Genomic DNA, 14,780 nt, shown 5'->3' on the forward strand with positions numbered 1-14,780 from the left:
CCTGGCGGGCTCGCCCGCGGCGTCGAAGCCCTCGAGCGTAGCTTCGGCTACGCTCCTCAGGCTTCTCCTGGCGGAGCGAGCCCGCCAGGTGCGATGCCGACCCCTTCCAGTATGAGAGATCCAGGCTAGATGGAGGGCCTGGGGTACTTTCTCGACGGCCTGGCCGCCATCGCCTTCGACGGCGGGGCGCTCTTCGCCGTCGGCTGGGCGACCCTGCTCGGCATCGCCGTCGGCATGATGCCGGGGCTGACCGCGACCCTGGGCGTGGCGCTGCTGACCACCCTGACCTTCCGCATGGCGCCCGGCGACGCCATCCTGATCCTGATCTGCATGTACGTCGGCGCGATCTACGGCGGCAGCCGCAGCGCCATTCTGCTCAACATCCCCGGCACGCCGGCCAATGCCGCCAGCGCGCTCGACGGCTTCCCCCTGGCCCGCGCCGGCCAGGCCGGCAGCGCCCTGGTGCTGGCGACCTCGGGCTCGACCCTGGGCACGGTCTTCGGCCTGCTGGCCCTGGCCCTGGTCGCGCCGCTGCTCGCCGAGTTCGCGCTCAGCTTCGGCTCCTTCGAGTTTTTCTGGCTCGCCGTCTTCGGCATCATCATCTCGGGTCACCTGACCGCGCTCGATGACCCGATCAAGGGCTGGATCGCGGGCTTCCTGGGCCTGCTGCTGGCGATGGTCGGGCAGGAGGGCATCCACGCCTACCAGCGCTTCAGCTACGGCTGGACCGACCTTGCCGGCGGCATCGGCCTGCTGCCGGCCCTGGTCGGCGCCTTCGGCTTCGCCGAGGTGCTCTCGGTCATGAAGGCCCGGCGCTACGACCTGGTGCGCGAGGCCGGCCGCGCCGGCCTGCCCGACCTGCGCGAGCTCTGGCGCTACAAGCGCACGCTGCTGCGCTCCGGGGTGCTCGGCACGCTGATGGGCCTGATCCCGGGCGTCGGCGAGGACATGGGCGCCTGGACCTCCTACGCCGCCGCGCGTCGGGCGAGCCGCGAGAAGGCGCGCTTCGGCAAGGGCGCGCGCGAGGGCCTGTTGGCCGCTGAGACCGGCAACAGCGCCGCCGTGCCGGGCGCGCTGATCCCGGTGCTGGTCCTCGCGGTGCCCGGCTCGGCGCCTGCAGCGGTGCTGCTGGCGGCGCTGCTGATCCACGGCATCCGGCCGGGGCCGCTGATCATGATCGAGTCGCCGGCCTTCGTCTTCGAGGTCGCCGGCATGCTGCTGTTCGCAGCGCTCGCGATCCTCGTCCTCGGCCTCGCCCTGACCCGGCCGCTGCTGAGCGTGCTGCGGGTGCCGCGCGAGCGCCTAATGCCGATCGTCTTCGTGCTCTGCACCGTCGGCGCCTTCGCCATCGCCAGCCGGGTCTTCGACATCTGGGTCATGCTGGCGATGGGTCTGGCCGGCTTCGCGCTGCGCGAGATGAAGTACCCCATGGCGCCGCTGGTCCTGGGCATCGTGCTCGGCGACATCCTCGACAAGTCCTTCCGCCGCGGCATGACCCTCTCCGACGGCAGCCTGGAGCCCTTCCTGACCCGGCCGATCTCGGCGGTGCTGGGCCTCGCCTGCCTGGTCACCGTGCTATTCAGCTTCCGCGCGGTGCGCGGCGGCGCCGCCGTCGCTCTCGGCCGCCTCTGGCCGACCCGCCGCGACAAATCCCAGGAGACCTGATGCGCCTGTCCCTCTGCAACGAGGTGCTGCGGCACCTGCCCTTCGCCGAGCAGTGCGACTTCGCGGCGACGCTCGGCTACGAGGGGCTGGAGATCGCCCCCTTCACCCTCGCCGAGGACCCGACCCGGCTTTCGGGCACCGCCGTCGGCGAGGTCCGCAAGGCCCTGGCCGACGCCGGCCTGGCCGCGACCGGCCTGCACTGGCTGCTGCTGGCGCCCAAGGGCCTGTCGATCACCGACCCCGACGAGGCGGTACGCGCCCGCACCCGCGAGGCGATGGAGCGGCTCTGCGGCCTCGCCGCCGACTTAGAGGCCCCGGTCCTGGTCCACGGCTCGCCGCAGCAGCGCCGCACCGGCGGCGACCCCGACGCCATCGCGCGGGCGGTCGAGATGCTCGCCTTCGCCGGCGAGGCGGCCGGGCGCGCCGGCGTCACCTACTGCCTGGAGCCGCTGGCGCCGCGCGAGACCGACTTCGTCAACACGGTCGCCGAGGCCGCCGAGATCGTGCGCCGCCTCGACCTGCCCGGGCTGCGCACCATGATCGACTGCTCGGCCGCCGGCCAGAGCGAAGGCCGCCCGGTCGAGGCGGTGATCCGCGAATGGCTGCCGAGCGGCCTGCTGCGCCACGTCCAGGTCAACGACCCGAACCGCCGCGGCCCCGGCGAGGGCGAGCTCGCCTTCGCGCCGATCCTGCGGGCGCTGGTCGAGCTCGGCTACCAGGGCGACGTCGCGGTCGAGCCCTTCGACTACCGGCCCGACGGCGGCGCCTGCGCGGCGCGCGCGATCGGCTACCTGAAAGGCATCCTGGAGGCAATCCGATGACCAGCGACCCTGCCGGCAGCGCCGCCGTCGCCCTGGAGGCCGTCGAATTCTTCGAGCGGCCGGTGCGCCTGCGCATGCCCTTCCGCTTCGGCATCGTCACCCTGACCCACGCGCCGCAGGTCTTCCTGCGCCTGACCCTGCGCGACGCCGTCGGGCGCCGGGCGACCGGCGTCGCGGCCGAGCTGCTGGCGCCGAAGTGGTTCGACAAGAACCCCGACCTCAGCAACGAGCAGAACTTCGACCAGCTGCGCCGGGCCCTGGTGCTGGCGCGCGAGCGCTACCTGGCCGGCCCCCAGGGCCTCGCGCCCTTCGCCCTCCACGCCGCCCACGAGGCCGCGCACTACGAGGCCTGCGCCGCCGAGGGACTGAACGGCCTGGTCGCCGGCTTCGGCACGGCGCTGCTCGACCGCGCGGTGATCGACGCGCTCTGCCGGCTCGAGGGCCTCGACGTCTTCGAGGCGGTCGCGGCCAACCGCCTGGGCATCACGGCCGCGACCGCGCCCGACCTGGAGGGCTTCGAGCTCGAGGGCTTCCTGCGCGGCCTGGCGCCGGCCGACTCGATCCAGGCGCGCCACACGGTGGGGTTGGTCGACGCCCTGACCGACGCCGGGATCCCGGCCGGCAAGGCCGTCGGCGACGGCCTGCCGGAGAGCCTGGAGGCGGCGGTCGGCTACTACGGCCTGCGCCGCTTCAAGCTGAAGGTGCAGGGCGACGTCGCGGCCGACCTGGAGCGGCTCGCCGGCATCGCCACCGTGCTCGACCGCGCGGGCGGCGACTACCTCTCGACCCTGGACGGCAACGAGCAGTACCAGGATCCCGAGGGCGTGCTGGAGCTGTGGCGGCGCATCGGCGAAGAGCCGAGACTGGAGCGCCTGCGCCGCTCGATCCTCTTCGTCGAGCAGCCGATCGCGCGCAGCGCCGCCCTCTCGGCGCCGCTCGGCCGGCTCGCCGAGGCGGCCAAGGTCGAGGTCGACGAATCCGACGCCGACATCTCGGTCTTCCCCAAGGCCCGGGCGCTCGGCTACCGCGGCATCTCCAGCAAGTCCTGCAAGGGCTTCTACCGGTCGCTTCTGAACCGGGCGCGGGTCGAGGCCTGGAACCGGCAGGAGCCGGAAGCCGGCTACTTCATGTCGGCCGAGGACCTGACGACCCAGGCCGGCATCGCCGTGCAGCAGGACCTGGCTCTCGCGACCCTGATCGGCTGCACCCACGTCGAGCGCAACGGCCACCACTACGTCGACGGCATGGCCGGCGCGCCCGAGGCCGAGCAGGCCGCCTTCCTGGCGGCCCATCCCGACCTCTACCGCCGCGACGGCGGGCGCGCGCGGCTGCGCATCGAGCAGGGCCGGATCGCGCTCGGCTCCCTGCGCACCCCCGGCCTCGGCGCCGGGCCGCTGCCCGACTGGTCGGCGATGGAGCCCATGAAGGAAGCCCCCCGGCCATGAGCGATCCCGATCCCAGGGGCCTCTCGATCAACCTCGCGACGCTGCGCGGCCAGTGCGACCTGCTGCAGGCGGTCGAGCAGTGCCTCGCCCAGGGCATCACGGCGATCGCGCCCTGGCGCGACCAGATCGCGAAGGTCGGGCTGCCGGCCGCGGCGCGGGCGGTGCGCGAGAACGGCCTCAGGGTCACCGGGCTCTGCCGCGGCGGCATGTTCCCGGCCGCCGACGCGGCCGGCCGGCGGGCGGCGATCGAGGACAACCTGCTTGCGCTGGAGGAGGCGGCCGAGCTCGGCGCCGACTGCCTGGTGCTGGTCGTCGGCGGCCTGCCCGAGGGCTCCCGCGACATCGCCGGCGCCCGCGCCATGGTCGCCGACGGCATCGCGACGCTGCTGGAGCCGGCGCGCAAGGCCGGCATGCCGCTGGCGATCGAGCCGCTGCACCCGATGTACGCCGCCGACCGCGCCTGCATCAACACGCTCGACCAGGCCCTCGACCTCTGCGAGGCGCTGGACCGCGACGGCCTCGATCTCGGCGTCGCGGTCGACGCCTACCACGTCTGGTGGGACCCGAACCTGGAGGGCGCGCTGCGCCGCGCCGGCAAGCGGATCCTGGCCCACCACATCTGCGACTGGCTGGTCCCGACCCGCGACCTGCTGCTCGACCGCGGCATGATGGGCGACGGCGTCATCGACCTCGCCGGCCTGCGCCGCTCCGTGGAGGCCGCCGGCTTCCACGGGCCCCAGGAGGTCGAGATCTTCTCCGCCGAGAACTGGTGGAAGCGCCCGCCCGAGGAGGTCGTCGCGACCTGCCTCGAGCGCTGGCGCCTGCACTGCCAGGCGTGACCGGCCAGGCGTGACCGGCCAGGCCTGACCGGCCAGGCGTAGCGGGGGCTACTCCGCCGCCTGGGCGCCGCGCCGGCCCTCGTAGAGGTCGCGGCCGGCGGTCAGGGCGCGGATCTTGGCGTCGGCGACCGAGCGCTTGAGCATCCAGAAGCCGCAGTCGGGGTGGATGTAGCGCACGCGCCCCTCGCCGAGCAGGCTCTCGGCCCGCTCGATCTGGCCGGCGATGGAGTCGGCGGACTCGACGACCGTGGACTTGATGTCGACGACGCCGAGGCCGAGGCCGATCTCCGGCTTCAGGTCGCGGAACACGGCCAGTTCCTCGATCGGCCGGTGCGCGCACTCCATGACGATGTGGTCGGCGTGGAGCGCGTTCAGGTAGTCCATCAGGTGGCCCCAGGTGCCCTTCTGGATGGTCTGGCCGCCGTAGTTGCCGAAGCAGAGATGCACCGCCGGCGTGCCCGGCACGGCGTCGAGAACCCGGTTCATCGCCTCGGCCGCCCAGCCGCCCTCCTCGGGGCTGCCCGGCAGGTTCGCCTCGTCGACCTGGATCACCGCGGCCTCGCAGTGGCTGACCTGCTCGGCCAGCACGTCGGCGATCGCCAGCGCCAGCTCGGCGGTCGACTTGTAGTGGTCGTCGATCAGCGTCTTGGCCAGCATGTGCGGGCCGGTCAGGGTGAACTTCAGCGGCCTCGACGCCAGCGAGACGGCGCGCTGGCAGGCCTGCGGCAGGTCGAGGGTGCCGCTGTCGAGCGGCCCGTCGACGACGCCCGGCGGCACGGCGCGAAAGCGCATCCCCGGCCGCGCGCGGTAGGCGACGGCCTCGTCGAAGCGGACTTCCGTGCGCACGCCGCCCATGCGGCTGACGAAGTACTCGATCATGCCGTTGGTCTCGGGGTGGTTGACGTCGAAGCGGTAGAGCTCGCCGTCGCAGACCAGGTCGATGCCGGCGCTCTCCTGGGTGTCCAGCACGACCCGCGTCGCGTCGACCAGCGCCTGGGTCGAGGGCAGCGCGACCAGCCAGTCGGGCACGGGGTAGGATCCCACGACGGTGGTTTTGATCCGGGGCTCGTTCGACGGCATGCTATCCTCCTCGGGGTTTGCGCTATAATTATCCAGACGGTTAAAAGAGACAAGCCGCCGAGGCAAGGCCGCGGCGAGGTCGGACGAGACGGGGAGAAGCATGCAGCCGAAACTGACCACCTGGCAGCGCTGGGGGCTGGCCATCGCGGTCCACCTCCTGCTGGTCGCGCTCTGGCACTTCTGGGTCGAGCTGGCGGAGGTCCCGGCCTACGTCGTGCCGACGCCCTGGGACACCCTGATGGCCCTCGGCGACGACTACGACTGGGTGCACAACACGCTGGTGACGGGCGGCGAGATCTTCGCCGGCTATTTCGCCGCCGTGATCTTCGGCGTCGGCATGGCGGTGCTGTTCTCCTGGTCGCGCATGCTCAACGCCCTGCTGATGCCGCTGATCGTCTCGACCAACATGATCCCCAAGGTCGCGCTCGGCCCGATCATCATCGTCTGGTTCTCCTACGGCTTCATGCCGAACGCGATCATCGCCTTCTCGATCTGCTTCCTGCCGATCCTGCTGACCACGGCGCGCGGCCTGCTGGAGGTCGAGCCCGAGCTGCTCGACCTGGTGCGCGCGCTGCGCGCCTCGCGCTGGCAGGTCTTCACCAAGATCCAGCTGCCGGGCTCCCTGCCCTACATCTTCTCGGGCATGAAGGTCGCCGTGGTACTGGCCGTCGCCGGTGCCATCGTCGGCGAGTTCATCGCCTCGGGCGAGGGCCTCGGCTACCTGATGCTGCAGGTCCAGGTCACGCTCGACACCGCGGCGATGTTCATGGCGGTGCTGCTGACGACGCTGATCGGCGTCGTGCTCTACGGCCTGGTGATCGGGCTCGAGCGGCTGGTCGTGGTGCAGGACCGCCGCCAGTCCGGCGCGTGACCGCGGCCGCGGAGGCCGCGGCGATGCCGGACGCGCCCGAGGAACCGGCGGCGCAGCGGGCTGCCCAGCGCGACCCGCAGCGCGCCCGGCGCGACATCCTGCGCGCGGCGCGCGCCGAGTTCGCCGCCTACGGCCTGGGCGGCGCCCGCGTCGACCGGATCGCCGCGCAGGCCGGCCTCAACAAGCGCATGCTCTACTACTACTTCCGGAGCAAGGAGGGGCTGTTCACGGCGGTCCTGGAGGCGGTCTACGACGAGCTCTGCGCGCTCGCGGAAAGCCTGGAGGTCGAGGCCGGTCCGCCGCTCGAGCGCCTCGAGCACTTCGTTGAGCTGGTCTTCGACCACTACGCCCGCCACCCCGACTCGATCACCCTGCTGAACAGCGAGAACCTGCACGGCGCGCGGCATCTGGCGACCTCGCCGCGCCTGAAGGAGCTGAGTCCCGGCTTCCGCAAGCAGCTCGCGCGCCTGATCGCGCGCGGCGAGGCGGACGGCAGCTTCCGCCGCGGCATCGACCCGGTCGACCTCTACCTCTCGATCGTCGGCCAGATCTATTTCGTGCAGTCGAACGCCGCGACCCTGTCGCTCTTCTTCGGCCGGGACATGACCCGGCCGCGCGTGCGCCAGGAATGGCGGCGCCACGTCCGGCAGATGATCCTGGCCGGCGTCCGCGCGCCCGAGCGCGCGCCCGAGCGCCCCCCCGAGCGCACCGGCCGCTGATCCGCCTGCCCGCCCGGAACCGTCCGGACGGGCCGGGCTCTTGCCAGCCTTCCCGCGCTATGTAACCATCCGGTTAAAAGCTGCGTCCGGATGCCTGCGAGCGGAGGAAGTGCCATGTCGAGCGTCACCGTCGGCCCCGAAGCGACCGGCGCCCAGCCGGACTGGCTGCGCCGCTACTGGCAGGACGGCCACGTCACCGTGCCCGGCATCTTCTCTGCCGAGCAGACACAGGCGGCCATCGCCGACGCCATGGCCTGGGCCGACGCCTTCCTGGCCGAGCTCGACGCGGAGAAGCGGGCCTGGTACCTCGACCGCGCGGGCGCCAGCGGCGATCCCGAGGCGGCGGCACGCTCGGCGGTGCTGCGCAAGCTCGACAATCCCCACGCGCTGCGGCCGCTGTTCCGCGCGCTGGCCGCGCACCCGCCGCTGGTCGAGCGCGTCGAGGCGCTGATCGGCCGGGGCGTCAGCGTCTACTTCAGCCAGATCTTCTTCAAGCCGCCCCACGGCGGCGGCCCGAAGCCGGTGCACCAGGACAACTTCTACTTCGGGCCGGCCGACCCCGACGGCATGGTCACGGCCTGGATCGCGCTCGAGGACGCCGACCTGGAGAACGGCTGCCTGCACTACGCCGAGGGCAGCCACCGGCGCGGCGTCCTGCCCCACAGCGCGCCGGAGGGCCGTCCCTTCGACCTGCAGATCCCGGAGAAGGCCCGCGCCGGACAGGCCATGACGCCGGCGCCGGTGCCGGCCGGCGGCGTCAGCTTCCACCACGGCGGCACCTGGCACCAGTCGGCCGACAACCGCTCGAAGCGCTGGCGGCGCGCCTGCGCCCTGCACTACGTGCGCAACGGCAACGCCTTCGCGACGCCGGCCCTGCCCTACGACCACTCGCTGGTCGTCCGGATCACCGGCTGAGGACCGGGCGCGGGCAAGCGGTCGCGTAATGGTTCGGAACGCGCGGCGGCCATCCCTATTGGTCACACGACGGGCCGCGCCGCGGGTCCGTGACCGCCCGTGCCCCGCCCGTCCGCTGTGGTGAGCCGCCCGATGTATCCGCGCGACCGAACTTTACCCTGCGCGGACCTTTGACTTTCCAGCAAGCCCGCGCATAGAGTTCGCCTGAACGGGCAGCGTTCGACTGAAACCAATAGCGAAATTGGTTTCGTCCGGCCGCTGCCCGAGCCGTGCCAGATCCGGGAGGTGCAGGGTGGGCGCAGAGAGCAACATCAAGGCGGCGCTGGACAAGCTCTACGACGAGGTCCACCAGGCCAACATGTTCCCCTTCTGGGCGACGACCACGGAGGTCGCCCACGACGAGATCCGCCAGCTGATGGCCTCGCCCAAGGCGCTGCCCTATGTCTGGCGCTACCGGGACCAGATCGGCCCGCTGCTCGAGCGCTCGGCCGAGCTGGTCTCGATGTCCGATTCCGAGCGCCGCTCGCTGATCCTGGTCAACCCGGGCCTGGCGCCGCGGCGCGCCAGCGTGACGACCATGTACACGGCCTACCGCCTCAACGACCCCAACGAGGTGATGCCGCCGCACCGCCACTCGCCGAACGCCATCCGCTTCGGCCTGACCGGCCACCAGAACTTCACCGGCGTCGAGGGCGAGGACATCGTCTTCGGCCCGGGCGACATGGTGCTGACGCCCCACGACACCTGGCACAATCACGGCAACAAGGGCGACGAGCCGGCGGTCAACCTGTCGGTCCTCGACCTGCCGCTGGTCGAGACCCTCAACGCCATCTACTTCGAGCACGACTACAAGGAGCAGGAGGGCGGCCGCGAGATCAGCCGCGCCGAGCAGACCGCCCGCTTCGACCCCGACTACTCCAAGCACGTTTACGGCCGCGGCGGCCTGATGGCCCGCTTCGTCGGCCACGACCGCGGCACCGGCGCCGCCTCGCCGATGTACGTCTACCGCTGGGAGCCGATGCGCGAGTTCCTTGAGGCCTACAAGGACCACGAGGGCGACCCCTACGAGGCGCTGAAGATCGAGTACATCGATCCGAGCAATGGCGAGCCGGTCTTCAAGACCATGACCTTCTTCGCGCAGATGCTGCGCCCCGGCGAGAAGACCCTGCCGCTGAAGCAGACCGCCAGCCTGCTGGTCTCGCCCTTCGAGGGTCCGGCCGGCCATTCGGTCATCGACGGCGAGCGCCACGACTGGGCGCAGTTCGATACCCTGGCGGTGCCGGGCGGCACCTGGTGCCAGCACGTCAACGACAGCCAGCAGCCGATCGTCCTGTTCGTCGCCAGCGACGAGCCGGCGCTGAAGAAGCTCGGCCTGTTCAAGCGCTGGGGCCGGAACGCCCAGGGCGACACCCTGCGCCTCGACTGATCCCGCGCTCCGCGGCCTCCACGCCCCGCCCCTTCCCTCCCCAAGGAACGCCCTTCTCAATGAGTCGAGCCGAGAACACCAAGCTCATCGCGAACATCGACTGCGCCGGCGGCGGCCAGGTCTGGGTCGACGGCGACATTCTCTACGTCGGCCACATGCGGCCGCCGAGCGGGACCTCGATCTACGACATCTCCGACCCCTCGAAGCCGCGGCTGCTGCATCGCATCGAGGTGCCCGAGGGCTGGCACTCGCACAAGGTCCGCGCCCAGGACGGCCTGATGATCGTCAACCACGAGCGCTTCGGGCAGGCCGCGCCGGAGTTCGGTGGCGGGATCGCGATCTACGATGTTGCGGACCCGGCCAACCCCAGGCAGATCTCCAAGTGGATGACCCACGGCAAGGGCGTCCACCGCTACGACTTCGACGGCCGCTACGCCTACCTCTCGCCGACGGCGGAAGGCTTCCTCGGCAACATTGTGATGATCGTCGACCTGCAGGACCCGACCGATCCGCAGGAGGTCGGCCGCTGGTGGATTCCCGGCCAGTGGGCCGCAGGCGGCGAGGAGAACCCCTGGACCGACTACGTGCCGCCGCGCTGCCACCACCCCTTGCGGGTCGGCAACCGGCTCTACGTCAGCTACTGGCACCACGGCTTCTTCATCCTGGACATCGAGGACCTGTCGAAGCCGAGGCTGATCTCCCACCGCAACACCAGCCTGTCCTTCCCGCACCCGACGCACACCTGCCTGAAGATGCCGATGCCGCTGAAGGGACGCGAGGTGATGATCGTCGCCGACGAGGACGTCGCCAAGCTCTACCCCTCGGCGCCGGCCTTCACCTGGGTCTACGACATCACCGACGAGCGCAACCCGATCTCGCTCTCGACCTTCCAGGTCGAGGGCGTCGACCGGGACGGCAGCCCGCAGGAGCCGATGACCGGCTGCCACCAGCCCTCGGAGCGGCTGACCGGCACGACCGTGGTCCCCTTCGCCTGGTTCGCCCAGGGGCTCCGGCTGATCGACTTCGCCGACCCCTTCCGGCCCCGCGAGGTCGGCTTCTACGAGCCCGACGCGCCGGCCGGCTTCGAGCGCTCCTCCTCGAACGACGTGACGCTCGACCGGCGCGGCCTGATCTACCTGATCGACCGCCAGCGCGGCGTCGACATCATCGAGACCACGGCATTCTAGCGAGAGAGGTGAGAGCCACCATGCACGGCAAGATCACGCCGGTCGGCAAGAAGAACCCCAACCTGCCCTTCCATCCCGGCGTGCGTGCCGGCGACTTCCTGTTCGTCTCGGGACAGGTCGCCAAGGACGCCGAGGGCAATATGTGCGACGGCCCGATCGAGGAACAGACGCGCTGGACGATCGAGGCCATCCGCCGCGTCCTGCAGGCCGCCGGCGGCGACCTGTCGGACGTCTGCAAGGTCACGGTCTTCCTCGACGACGTCCGCAACTTCGGCCGCTACAACAAGGTCTTCGCCGAGTTCTTCTCGGACGGGAACGTCTCGCGCACGACGGTCGAGGCGCGCGCCGTCATCGATACCAAGATCGAGATGGACGCGGTCGCCTACCTGCCGGTCAAGGGCTGAACGGTCTCTCGAACGCGACCGAGCCGCACCGCAACAAGGCCGCACCACAACAAGAATGAGGGAGCCTGACATGAAGGTCCTGGGACGCAAGACTTCCGGCAACGTGCAGAAGGTGCTGTTCCTGCTCGAGGAGCTGGGCAGCGACTACACGCGCGAGGACTACGGCCGCCAGTTCGGCAACACCGCCACGGAGGACTACCTGGCGATCAACCCGGCCGGCAAGGTTCCGAGCCTGGTCGACGGCGAGCTGAGGCTGTGGGAATCCAACACCATCCTGCGCTACCTGGCGGCCAAGGCGGGCTCGCCGCTCTATCCCGACGACCTCGCCGCGCGGGCGCACATCGAGCCCTGGATGGATTGGCTGCTGGCCTCGCTCAACGACACCTACGTGACCATCTTCAAGCTGTCCAAGGCGGGCGATCCCGTCCCCGAGGCAAACGGCAAGGCGCTGGCCGAGGCCCTGACGCTGCTGGACGGCCGTCTCGCCGCCTCGCCCTGGCTGGCCGGCCCGGAGATGACGATCGCCGACATCTGCCTGGCGCCGATCGTCCACCGCTGCCTCGGCTTCCCGGTCGAGCTGCCGGCCCTGCCGGCGCTGCGCGCCTGGCACGAGAAGCTCGCGGCGCGCCCGGCCTTCCAGAAGGTCGTCGCGGCGTGACCGTCGCGGCGGTCGTCGGCCTCGGCACCATGGGCGCCGGCATCGCCGCGGTGATGGCGCGCGGCGGCCTGAGCGTGCGCGCCTTCGACATCGAGCCCGCCGCCGTCGAGCGGGCGCGGGGCGAGCTGCCGGCGATCGCCGGCCTACTCGACCGCCTCGGCCTGCCGGCCAAGGGCGACGCCATGGCCGTCGCCTTCGCCGGCAGCCTGAAGGAGGCGGTCGAGGGCGCCGACCTGGTGCTGGAGAACGTGCCCGAGCGGCTGGAGCTGAAGCTGGAGGTCTTCCGGCAGCTCGACGCTCTGACTACGCCCGACTGCGTCCTGGCCTCCGACACCTCGGGCATCCCGATCACGAAGCTCCAGGCGGTCGTCTCGAACCCGCAGCGGGTCGTCGGCATGCACTGGTCGAACCCGCCGCACCTGATCCCGATGATCGAGGTCGTGGCCGGCGAGCTGACCGGCGCCGCGACGCGCGACTGGATGGTGGCGCTGATCCGAGCGCTCGGCCTGCTGCCGGTCACGGTCAAGAAGGACGTGCCCGGCTTTGTCGAGAACCGCGTGCTCTACGCGATCATGCGCGAGGCCCTGGACCTGGTCGAGCAGGGCGTGATCGAGCCCGAGGATCTCGACACCTGCGTCAGCTGGGGCATCGGCTACAAGCTGGCGATCGTCGGCCCCATGGCGCTGCTCGACATGGCCGGCCTCGACATCTACCAGTCCGTCGCCTCCTACCTGAATCCCGAGCTGAGCCGTCGCCAGGACGTGCCACCGGTGATCGCCGAGCGCACCGCGGCGGGGCGGCTCGGCCTGAAGACCGGCGGCGGCCTGTTCGACTACGCGCCCGAGGACCTGCAGTCGCTGCGAGCGAGGCGCGCCCAGCGCTTCGTTGCGGTGCGCAAGGCGCTGGAAGAGGGCTGAGCGGTCCGGCCGCGGGCCTTCCGGGGGAGAGCATGACGCAGGTGCTGAACAGAGTCGGCTCGGTCTTCCGCAAGCTGCTCGGCGTCCTGCTGATCGCCATGGTGCTGCTCAACGTCGCCAACGCAGCGGGACGCTATCTGTTCGGCCGCTCGATCCAGGGCTCCGACGAGATCCTGGTGTTCGCCATGGTCTGGCTGGTCTTCCTGGGCGCCGTTCTGGCCACGGCGCGGCGCGGGCACCTGAGCTTCGACATCCTCGATCGGCTGCTGCCGCCGGGCCCGCGGCGCCTGCTGCGGATCGTCCAGCACCTGACGATCGCCGGGCTCTCGGGCTACGTCGCGCTGCAATCCTGGACGGTGCTGCAGAAGCTGATGCTGATCGGCCAGAGCTCGATGGCCCTCGGCCTGCCCATGGCGATCCCCCACGCCGCGGTCGTCGTCAGCTTCCTGCTGATCGCGCTGTTCTCGCTCTACGCGGCCGTCCGGCCGTCGCGCTCAGACGACGCTGGCGCCCCGGAACCGGAGCGCGCGCCGTGACCTGGACCCTGGTCCTGCTGCCCGTGGCGCTGTTCCTGCTGGGCTTTCCTGTCTTCTCGGTGCTGCTCGCGGCCGCCGTCGCGACCATGGCGACGGTGATGTCGGTGCCGCCGGTGGCGATTCACCAGATCCTCTTCGGCGGCGTCGAGAACTACGCCCTGCTGGCCGTGCCCTTCTTCGTCTTCGCCGGCGAGCTGATGGGCCGCTGCGGCGTCTCGGACCGCCTGGTGCTCTGGATCCAGAGCTTCACCGGCCACCTGCGCGGCAGCCTGGGCGTCACCGCCATCGCCAGCTCGACGATCCTCGGCGCCGTCTCGGGCTCGAGCCCGGCGACGGTCGCGGCGACCGGGCGCGCGCTCTACGGCGACCTCCTCGCGGCACGCTACGGCAAGCGCTTCTCGCTCGGCCTCATCGCCTCCTCCGGCTCGGTCGCCATCGTAATCCCGCCGAGCATCGCGATGATCCTCTACGGCGCCAGCGGCGAGCAGTCGATCACCAAGCTGTTCATCGCCGGCATCGTGCCGGGGCTGCTGATCTCGCTGGCCATGGCGGCCTTCGTCGTCCTCTGGGTGCGGCTGCGCGGCCTCGGGCCGGCGGGCGGCGCGACCGAGATGGCCGCGGCCGGCCGCCTCGGCTTCCGCGGCGCGAGCGTCCATGCCGCCGGCGCGCTGGCGATGCCGGTCCTGGTGTTGGCCGGCATCTACCTCGGCTGGTTCTCGCCGACCGAGGCCGGCGGCGTCGCCTGCTTCTATGCCATGCTGCTGGCGCGCTACGGCTACCGCACCCTGAGCTGGGGCGGGATCCTGGAGGCGGCCTCCGACGCCGCCTACCTGACCGGCCAGATCCTGATCATAGTCGCGGCGGCGGCCCTCTTCTCCTGGTGCCTGACCGTCGAGGGCGTGCCCCAGGCGCTGATCGCCTGGGTCCAGCAGGCCGAACTCTCGCCGCTCGTCTTCCTGCTCGCGATCAACGCGATCCTGCTGCTGCTCGGCTGCCTGATCGACCCGACCTCGGCGATCCTGGTGCTGACGCCGATCCTGCTGCCGATCGTCCTGCACCTCGGCATCGACCCGATCCACTTCGGCATCGTCATGACCGTCAACCTGTCGATCGGCATGTTCACCCCGCCCTTCGGCCTCAACCTCTTCGTCGCCCAGTCGGTGCTCCAGGCCGACATCTGGGACGTCTGCCGCGGCGTCCTCGGCTTCTTTCTGGTGCAGGTCGCGACCCTGCTGGTCATCACCTACCTGCCGCCGCTCTCCCTCTGGCTCCCCGCGCTGCTCTGACGGCGCCCCTC

Annotated in this window: 15 protein-coding genes; 14 read left to right on the forward strand and 1 reads right to left on the reverse strand. The window is 71.2% G+C overall.

The window, feature by feature from the left end; translation table 11 throughout:
* Positions 1-129 precede the first annotated feature (129 nt).
* Genes WD341_RS06860 through WD341_RS06875 form a run of 4 tightly spaced genes read left to right on the forward strand, consistent with a single transcriptional unit; the run spans position 130 to position 4,770 of the window.
* Positions 130-1,665 (forward strand): tripartite tricarboxylate transporter permease, encoded by a 1,536-nt coding sequence (locus tag WD341_RS06860; RefSeq protein ID WP_368424694.1) that lies wholly within the window; start codon positions 130-132, stop codon positions 1,663-1,665.
* The gene (locus WD341_RS06865; RefSeq protein WP_368424695.1) at positions 1,665-2,486 is read left to right on the forward strand and encodes a sugar phosphate isomerase/epimerase family protein; all 822 of its coding nucleotides are present in this window, start codon (positions 1,665-1,667) and stop codon (positions 2,484-2,486) included. Before WD341_RS06860 ends, WD341_RS06865 begins: the two co-directional genes overlap by 1 nt.
* On the forward strand, positions 2,483-3,931 hold the full coding sequence (locus WD341_RS06870) for a mandelate racemase (RefSeq protein WP_368424696.1): 1,449 nt from the start codon (positions 2,483-2,485) through the stop codon (positions 3,929-3,931). The genes WD341_RS06865 and WD341_RS06870 overlap by 4 nt, the downstream gene beginning before the upstream one ends.
* Positions 3,928-4,770, forward strand: coding sequence for a sugar phosphate isomerase/epimerase family protein (locus tag WD341_RS06875; RefSeq protein ID WP_368424697.1), 843 nt, complete (start codon positions 3,928-3,930; stop codon positions 4,768-4,770). Before WD341_RS06870 ends, WD341_RS06875 begins: the two co-directional genes overlap by 4 nt.
* Positions 4,771-4,818: 48 nt before the next feature.
* On the opposite strand, the gene WD341_RS06880 is transcribed toward WD341_RS06875, so the two are convergent.
* On the reverse strand, positions 4,819-5,850 hold the full coding sequence (locus WD341_RS06880) for a cobalamin-independent methionine synthase II family protein (RefSeq protein ID WP_368424698.1): 1,032 nt from the start codon (positions 5,848-5,850) through the stop codon (positions 4,819-4,821).
* A 100-nt stretch (positions 5,851-5,950) separates the two neighbouring features.
* On the opposite strand from WD341_RS06880, the gene WD341_RS06885 reads away from it, so the two are divergent.
* From WD341_RS06885 to WD341_RS06930, 10 genes are all read left to right on the forward strand, one after another.
* On the forward strand, positions 5,951-6,721 hold the full coding sequence (locus tag WD341_RS06885; protein WP_368424699.1) for an ABC transporter permease: 771 nt from the start codon (positions 5,951-5,953) through the stop codon (positions 6,719-6,721).
* A 23-nt stretch (positions 6,722-6,744) separates the two neighbouring features.
* The gene (locus WD341_RS06890) at positions 6,745-7,440 is read left to right on the forward strand and encodes a TetR/AcrR family transcriptional regulator (RefSeq protein WP_368424700.1); all 696 of its coding nucleotides are present in this window, start codon (positions 6,745-6,747) and stop codon (positions 7,438-7,440) included.
* Positions 7,441-7,554: 114 nt separating this feature from the next.
* Positions 7,555-8,355: a phytanoyl-CoA dioxygenase family protein gene (locus tag WD341_RS06895; RefSeq protein WP_368424701.1), complete on the forward strand. Its 801-nt coding sequence runs from the start codon at positions 7,555-7,557 to the stop codon at positions 8,353-8,355.
* A gap of 292 nt (positions 8,356-8,647) precedes the next feature.
* Entirely contained in the window at positions 8,648-9,781 is a 1,134-nt protein-coding gene (locus tag WD341_RS06900; protein WP_368424702.1) for a cupin domain-containing protein, read from the forward strand.
* A gap of 59 nt (positions 9,782-9,840) precedes the next feature.
* Complete coding sequence (locus WD341_RS06905; RefSeq protein ID WP_368424703.1) at positions 9,841-10,968, forward strand: LVIVD repeat-containing protein; 1,128 nt, start codon at positions 9,841-9,843, stop codon at positions 10,966-10,968.
* A gap of 20 nt (positions 10,969-10,988) precedes the next feature.
* Positions 10,989-11,372, forward strand: coding sequence for a RidA family protein (locus WD341_RS06910; protein ID WP_368424704.1), 384 nt, complete (start codon positions 10,989-10,991; stop codon positions 11,370-11,372).
* Positions 11,373-11,442: 70 nt separating this feature from the next.
* On the forward strand, positions 11,443-12,030 hold the full coding sequence (locus tag WD341_RS06915) for a glutathione S-transferase family protein (RefSeq protein WP_368424705.1): 588 nt from the start codon (positions 11,443-11,445) through the stop codon (positions 12,028-12,030).
* Positions 12,027-12,947 (forward strand): 5-formyl-3-hydroxy-2-methylpyridine 4-carboxylate 5-dehydrogenase, encoded by a 921-nt coding sequence (gene fhmpcd1, locus WD341_RS06920; protein ID WP_368424706.1) that lies wholly within the window; start codon positions 12,027-12,029, stop codon positions 12,945-12,947. The genes WD341_RS06915 and fhmpcd1 overlap by 4 nt, the downstream gene beginning before the upstream one ends.
* A 32-nt stretch (positions 12,948-12,979) precedes the next feature.
* Entirely contained in the window at positions 12,980-13,483 is a 504-nt protein-coding gene (locus tag WD341_RS06925) for a TRAP transporter small permease (RefSeq protein ID WP_368424707.1), read from the forward strand.
* Complete coding sequence (locus WD341_RS06930; protein WP_368424708.1) at positions 13,480-14,769, forward strand: TRAP transporter large permease; 1,290 nt, start codon at positions 13,480-13,482, stop codon at positions 14,767-14,769. Before WD341_RS06925 ends, WD341_RS06930 begins: the two co-directional genes overlap by 4 nt.
* Positions 14,770-14,780 lie beyond the last annotated feature (11 nt).

The organism is Tistlia sp., from assembly GCF_040905785.1.
Lineage (GTDB): Bacteria > Pseudomonadota > Alphaproteobacteria > Kiloniellales > DSM-21159 > Tistlia.

What these genes read in the sequence shown, in the direction of transcription:
- WD341_RS06910 (WP_368424704.1), top strand. Translation starts at nt 10,989, where the DNA reads ATGCACGGCAAGATCACGCCGGTCGGCAAGAAGAACCCCAACCTGCCC.
- WD341_RS06895 (WP_368424701.1), top strand. Translation starts at nt 7,555, where the DNA reads ATGTCGAGCGTCACCGTCGGCCCCGAAGCGACCGGCGCCCAGCCGGAC.
- WD341_RS06880 (WP_368424698.1), bottom strand. Translation starts at nt 5,850, where the DNA reads ATGCCGTCGAACGAGCCCCGGATCAAAACCACCGTCGTGGGATCCTAC.
- WD341_RS06905 (WP_368424703.1), top strand. Translation starts at nt 9,841, where the DNA reads ATGAGTCGAGCCGAGAACACCAAGCTCATCGCGAACATCGACTGCGCC.
- WD341_RS06925 (WP_368424707.1), top strand. Translation starts at nt 12,980, where the DNA reads ATGACGCAGGTGCTGAACAGAGTCGGCTCGGTCTTCCGCAAGCTGCTC.
- WD341_RS06860 (WP_368424694.1), top strand. Translation starts at nt 130, where the DNA reads ATGGAGGGCCTGGGGTACTTTCTCGACGGCCTGGCCGCCATCGCCTTC.
- WD341_RS06870 (WP_368424696.1), top strand. Translation starts at nt 2,483, where the DNA reads ATGACCAGCGACCCTGCCGGCAGCGCCGCCGTCGCCCTGGAGGCCGTC.
- WD341_RS06865 (WP_368424695.1), top strand. Translation starts at nt 1,665, where the DNA reads ATGCGCCTGTCCCTCTGCAACGAGGTGCTGCGGCACCTGCCCTTCGCC.
- WD341_RS06915 (WP_368424705.1), top strand. Translation starts at nt 11,443, where the DNA reads ATGAAGGTCCTGGGACGCAAGACTTCCGGCAACGTGCAGAAGGTGCTG.
- WD341_RS06890 (WP_368424700.1), top strand. Translation starts at nt 6,745, where the DNA reads ATGCCGGACGCGCCCGAGGAACCGGCGGCGCAGCGGGCTGCCCAGCGC.
- WD341_RS06885 (WP_368424699.1), top strand. Translation starts at nt 5,951, where the DNA reads ATGCAGCCGAAACTGACCACCTGGCAGCGCTGGGGGCTGGCCATCGCG.
- WD341_RS06875 (WP_368424697.1), top strand. Translation starts at nt 3,928, where the DNA reads ATGAGCGATCCCGATCCCAGGGGCCTCTCGATCAACCTCGCGACGCTG.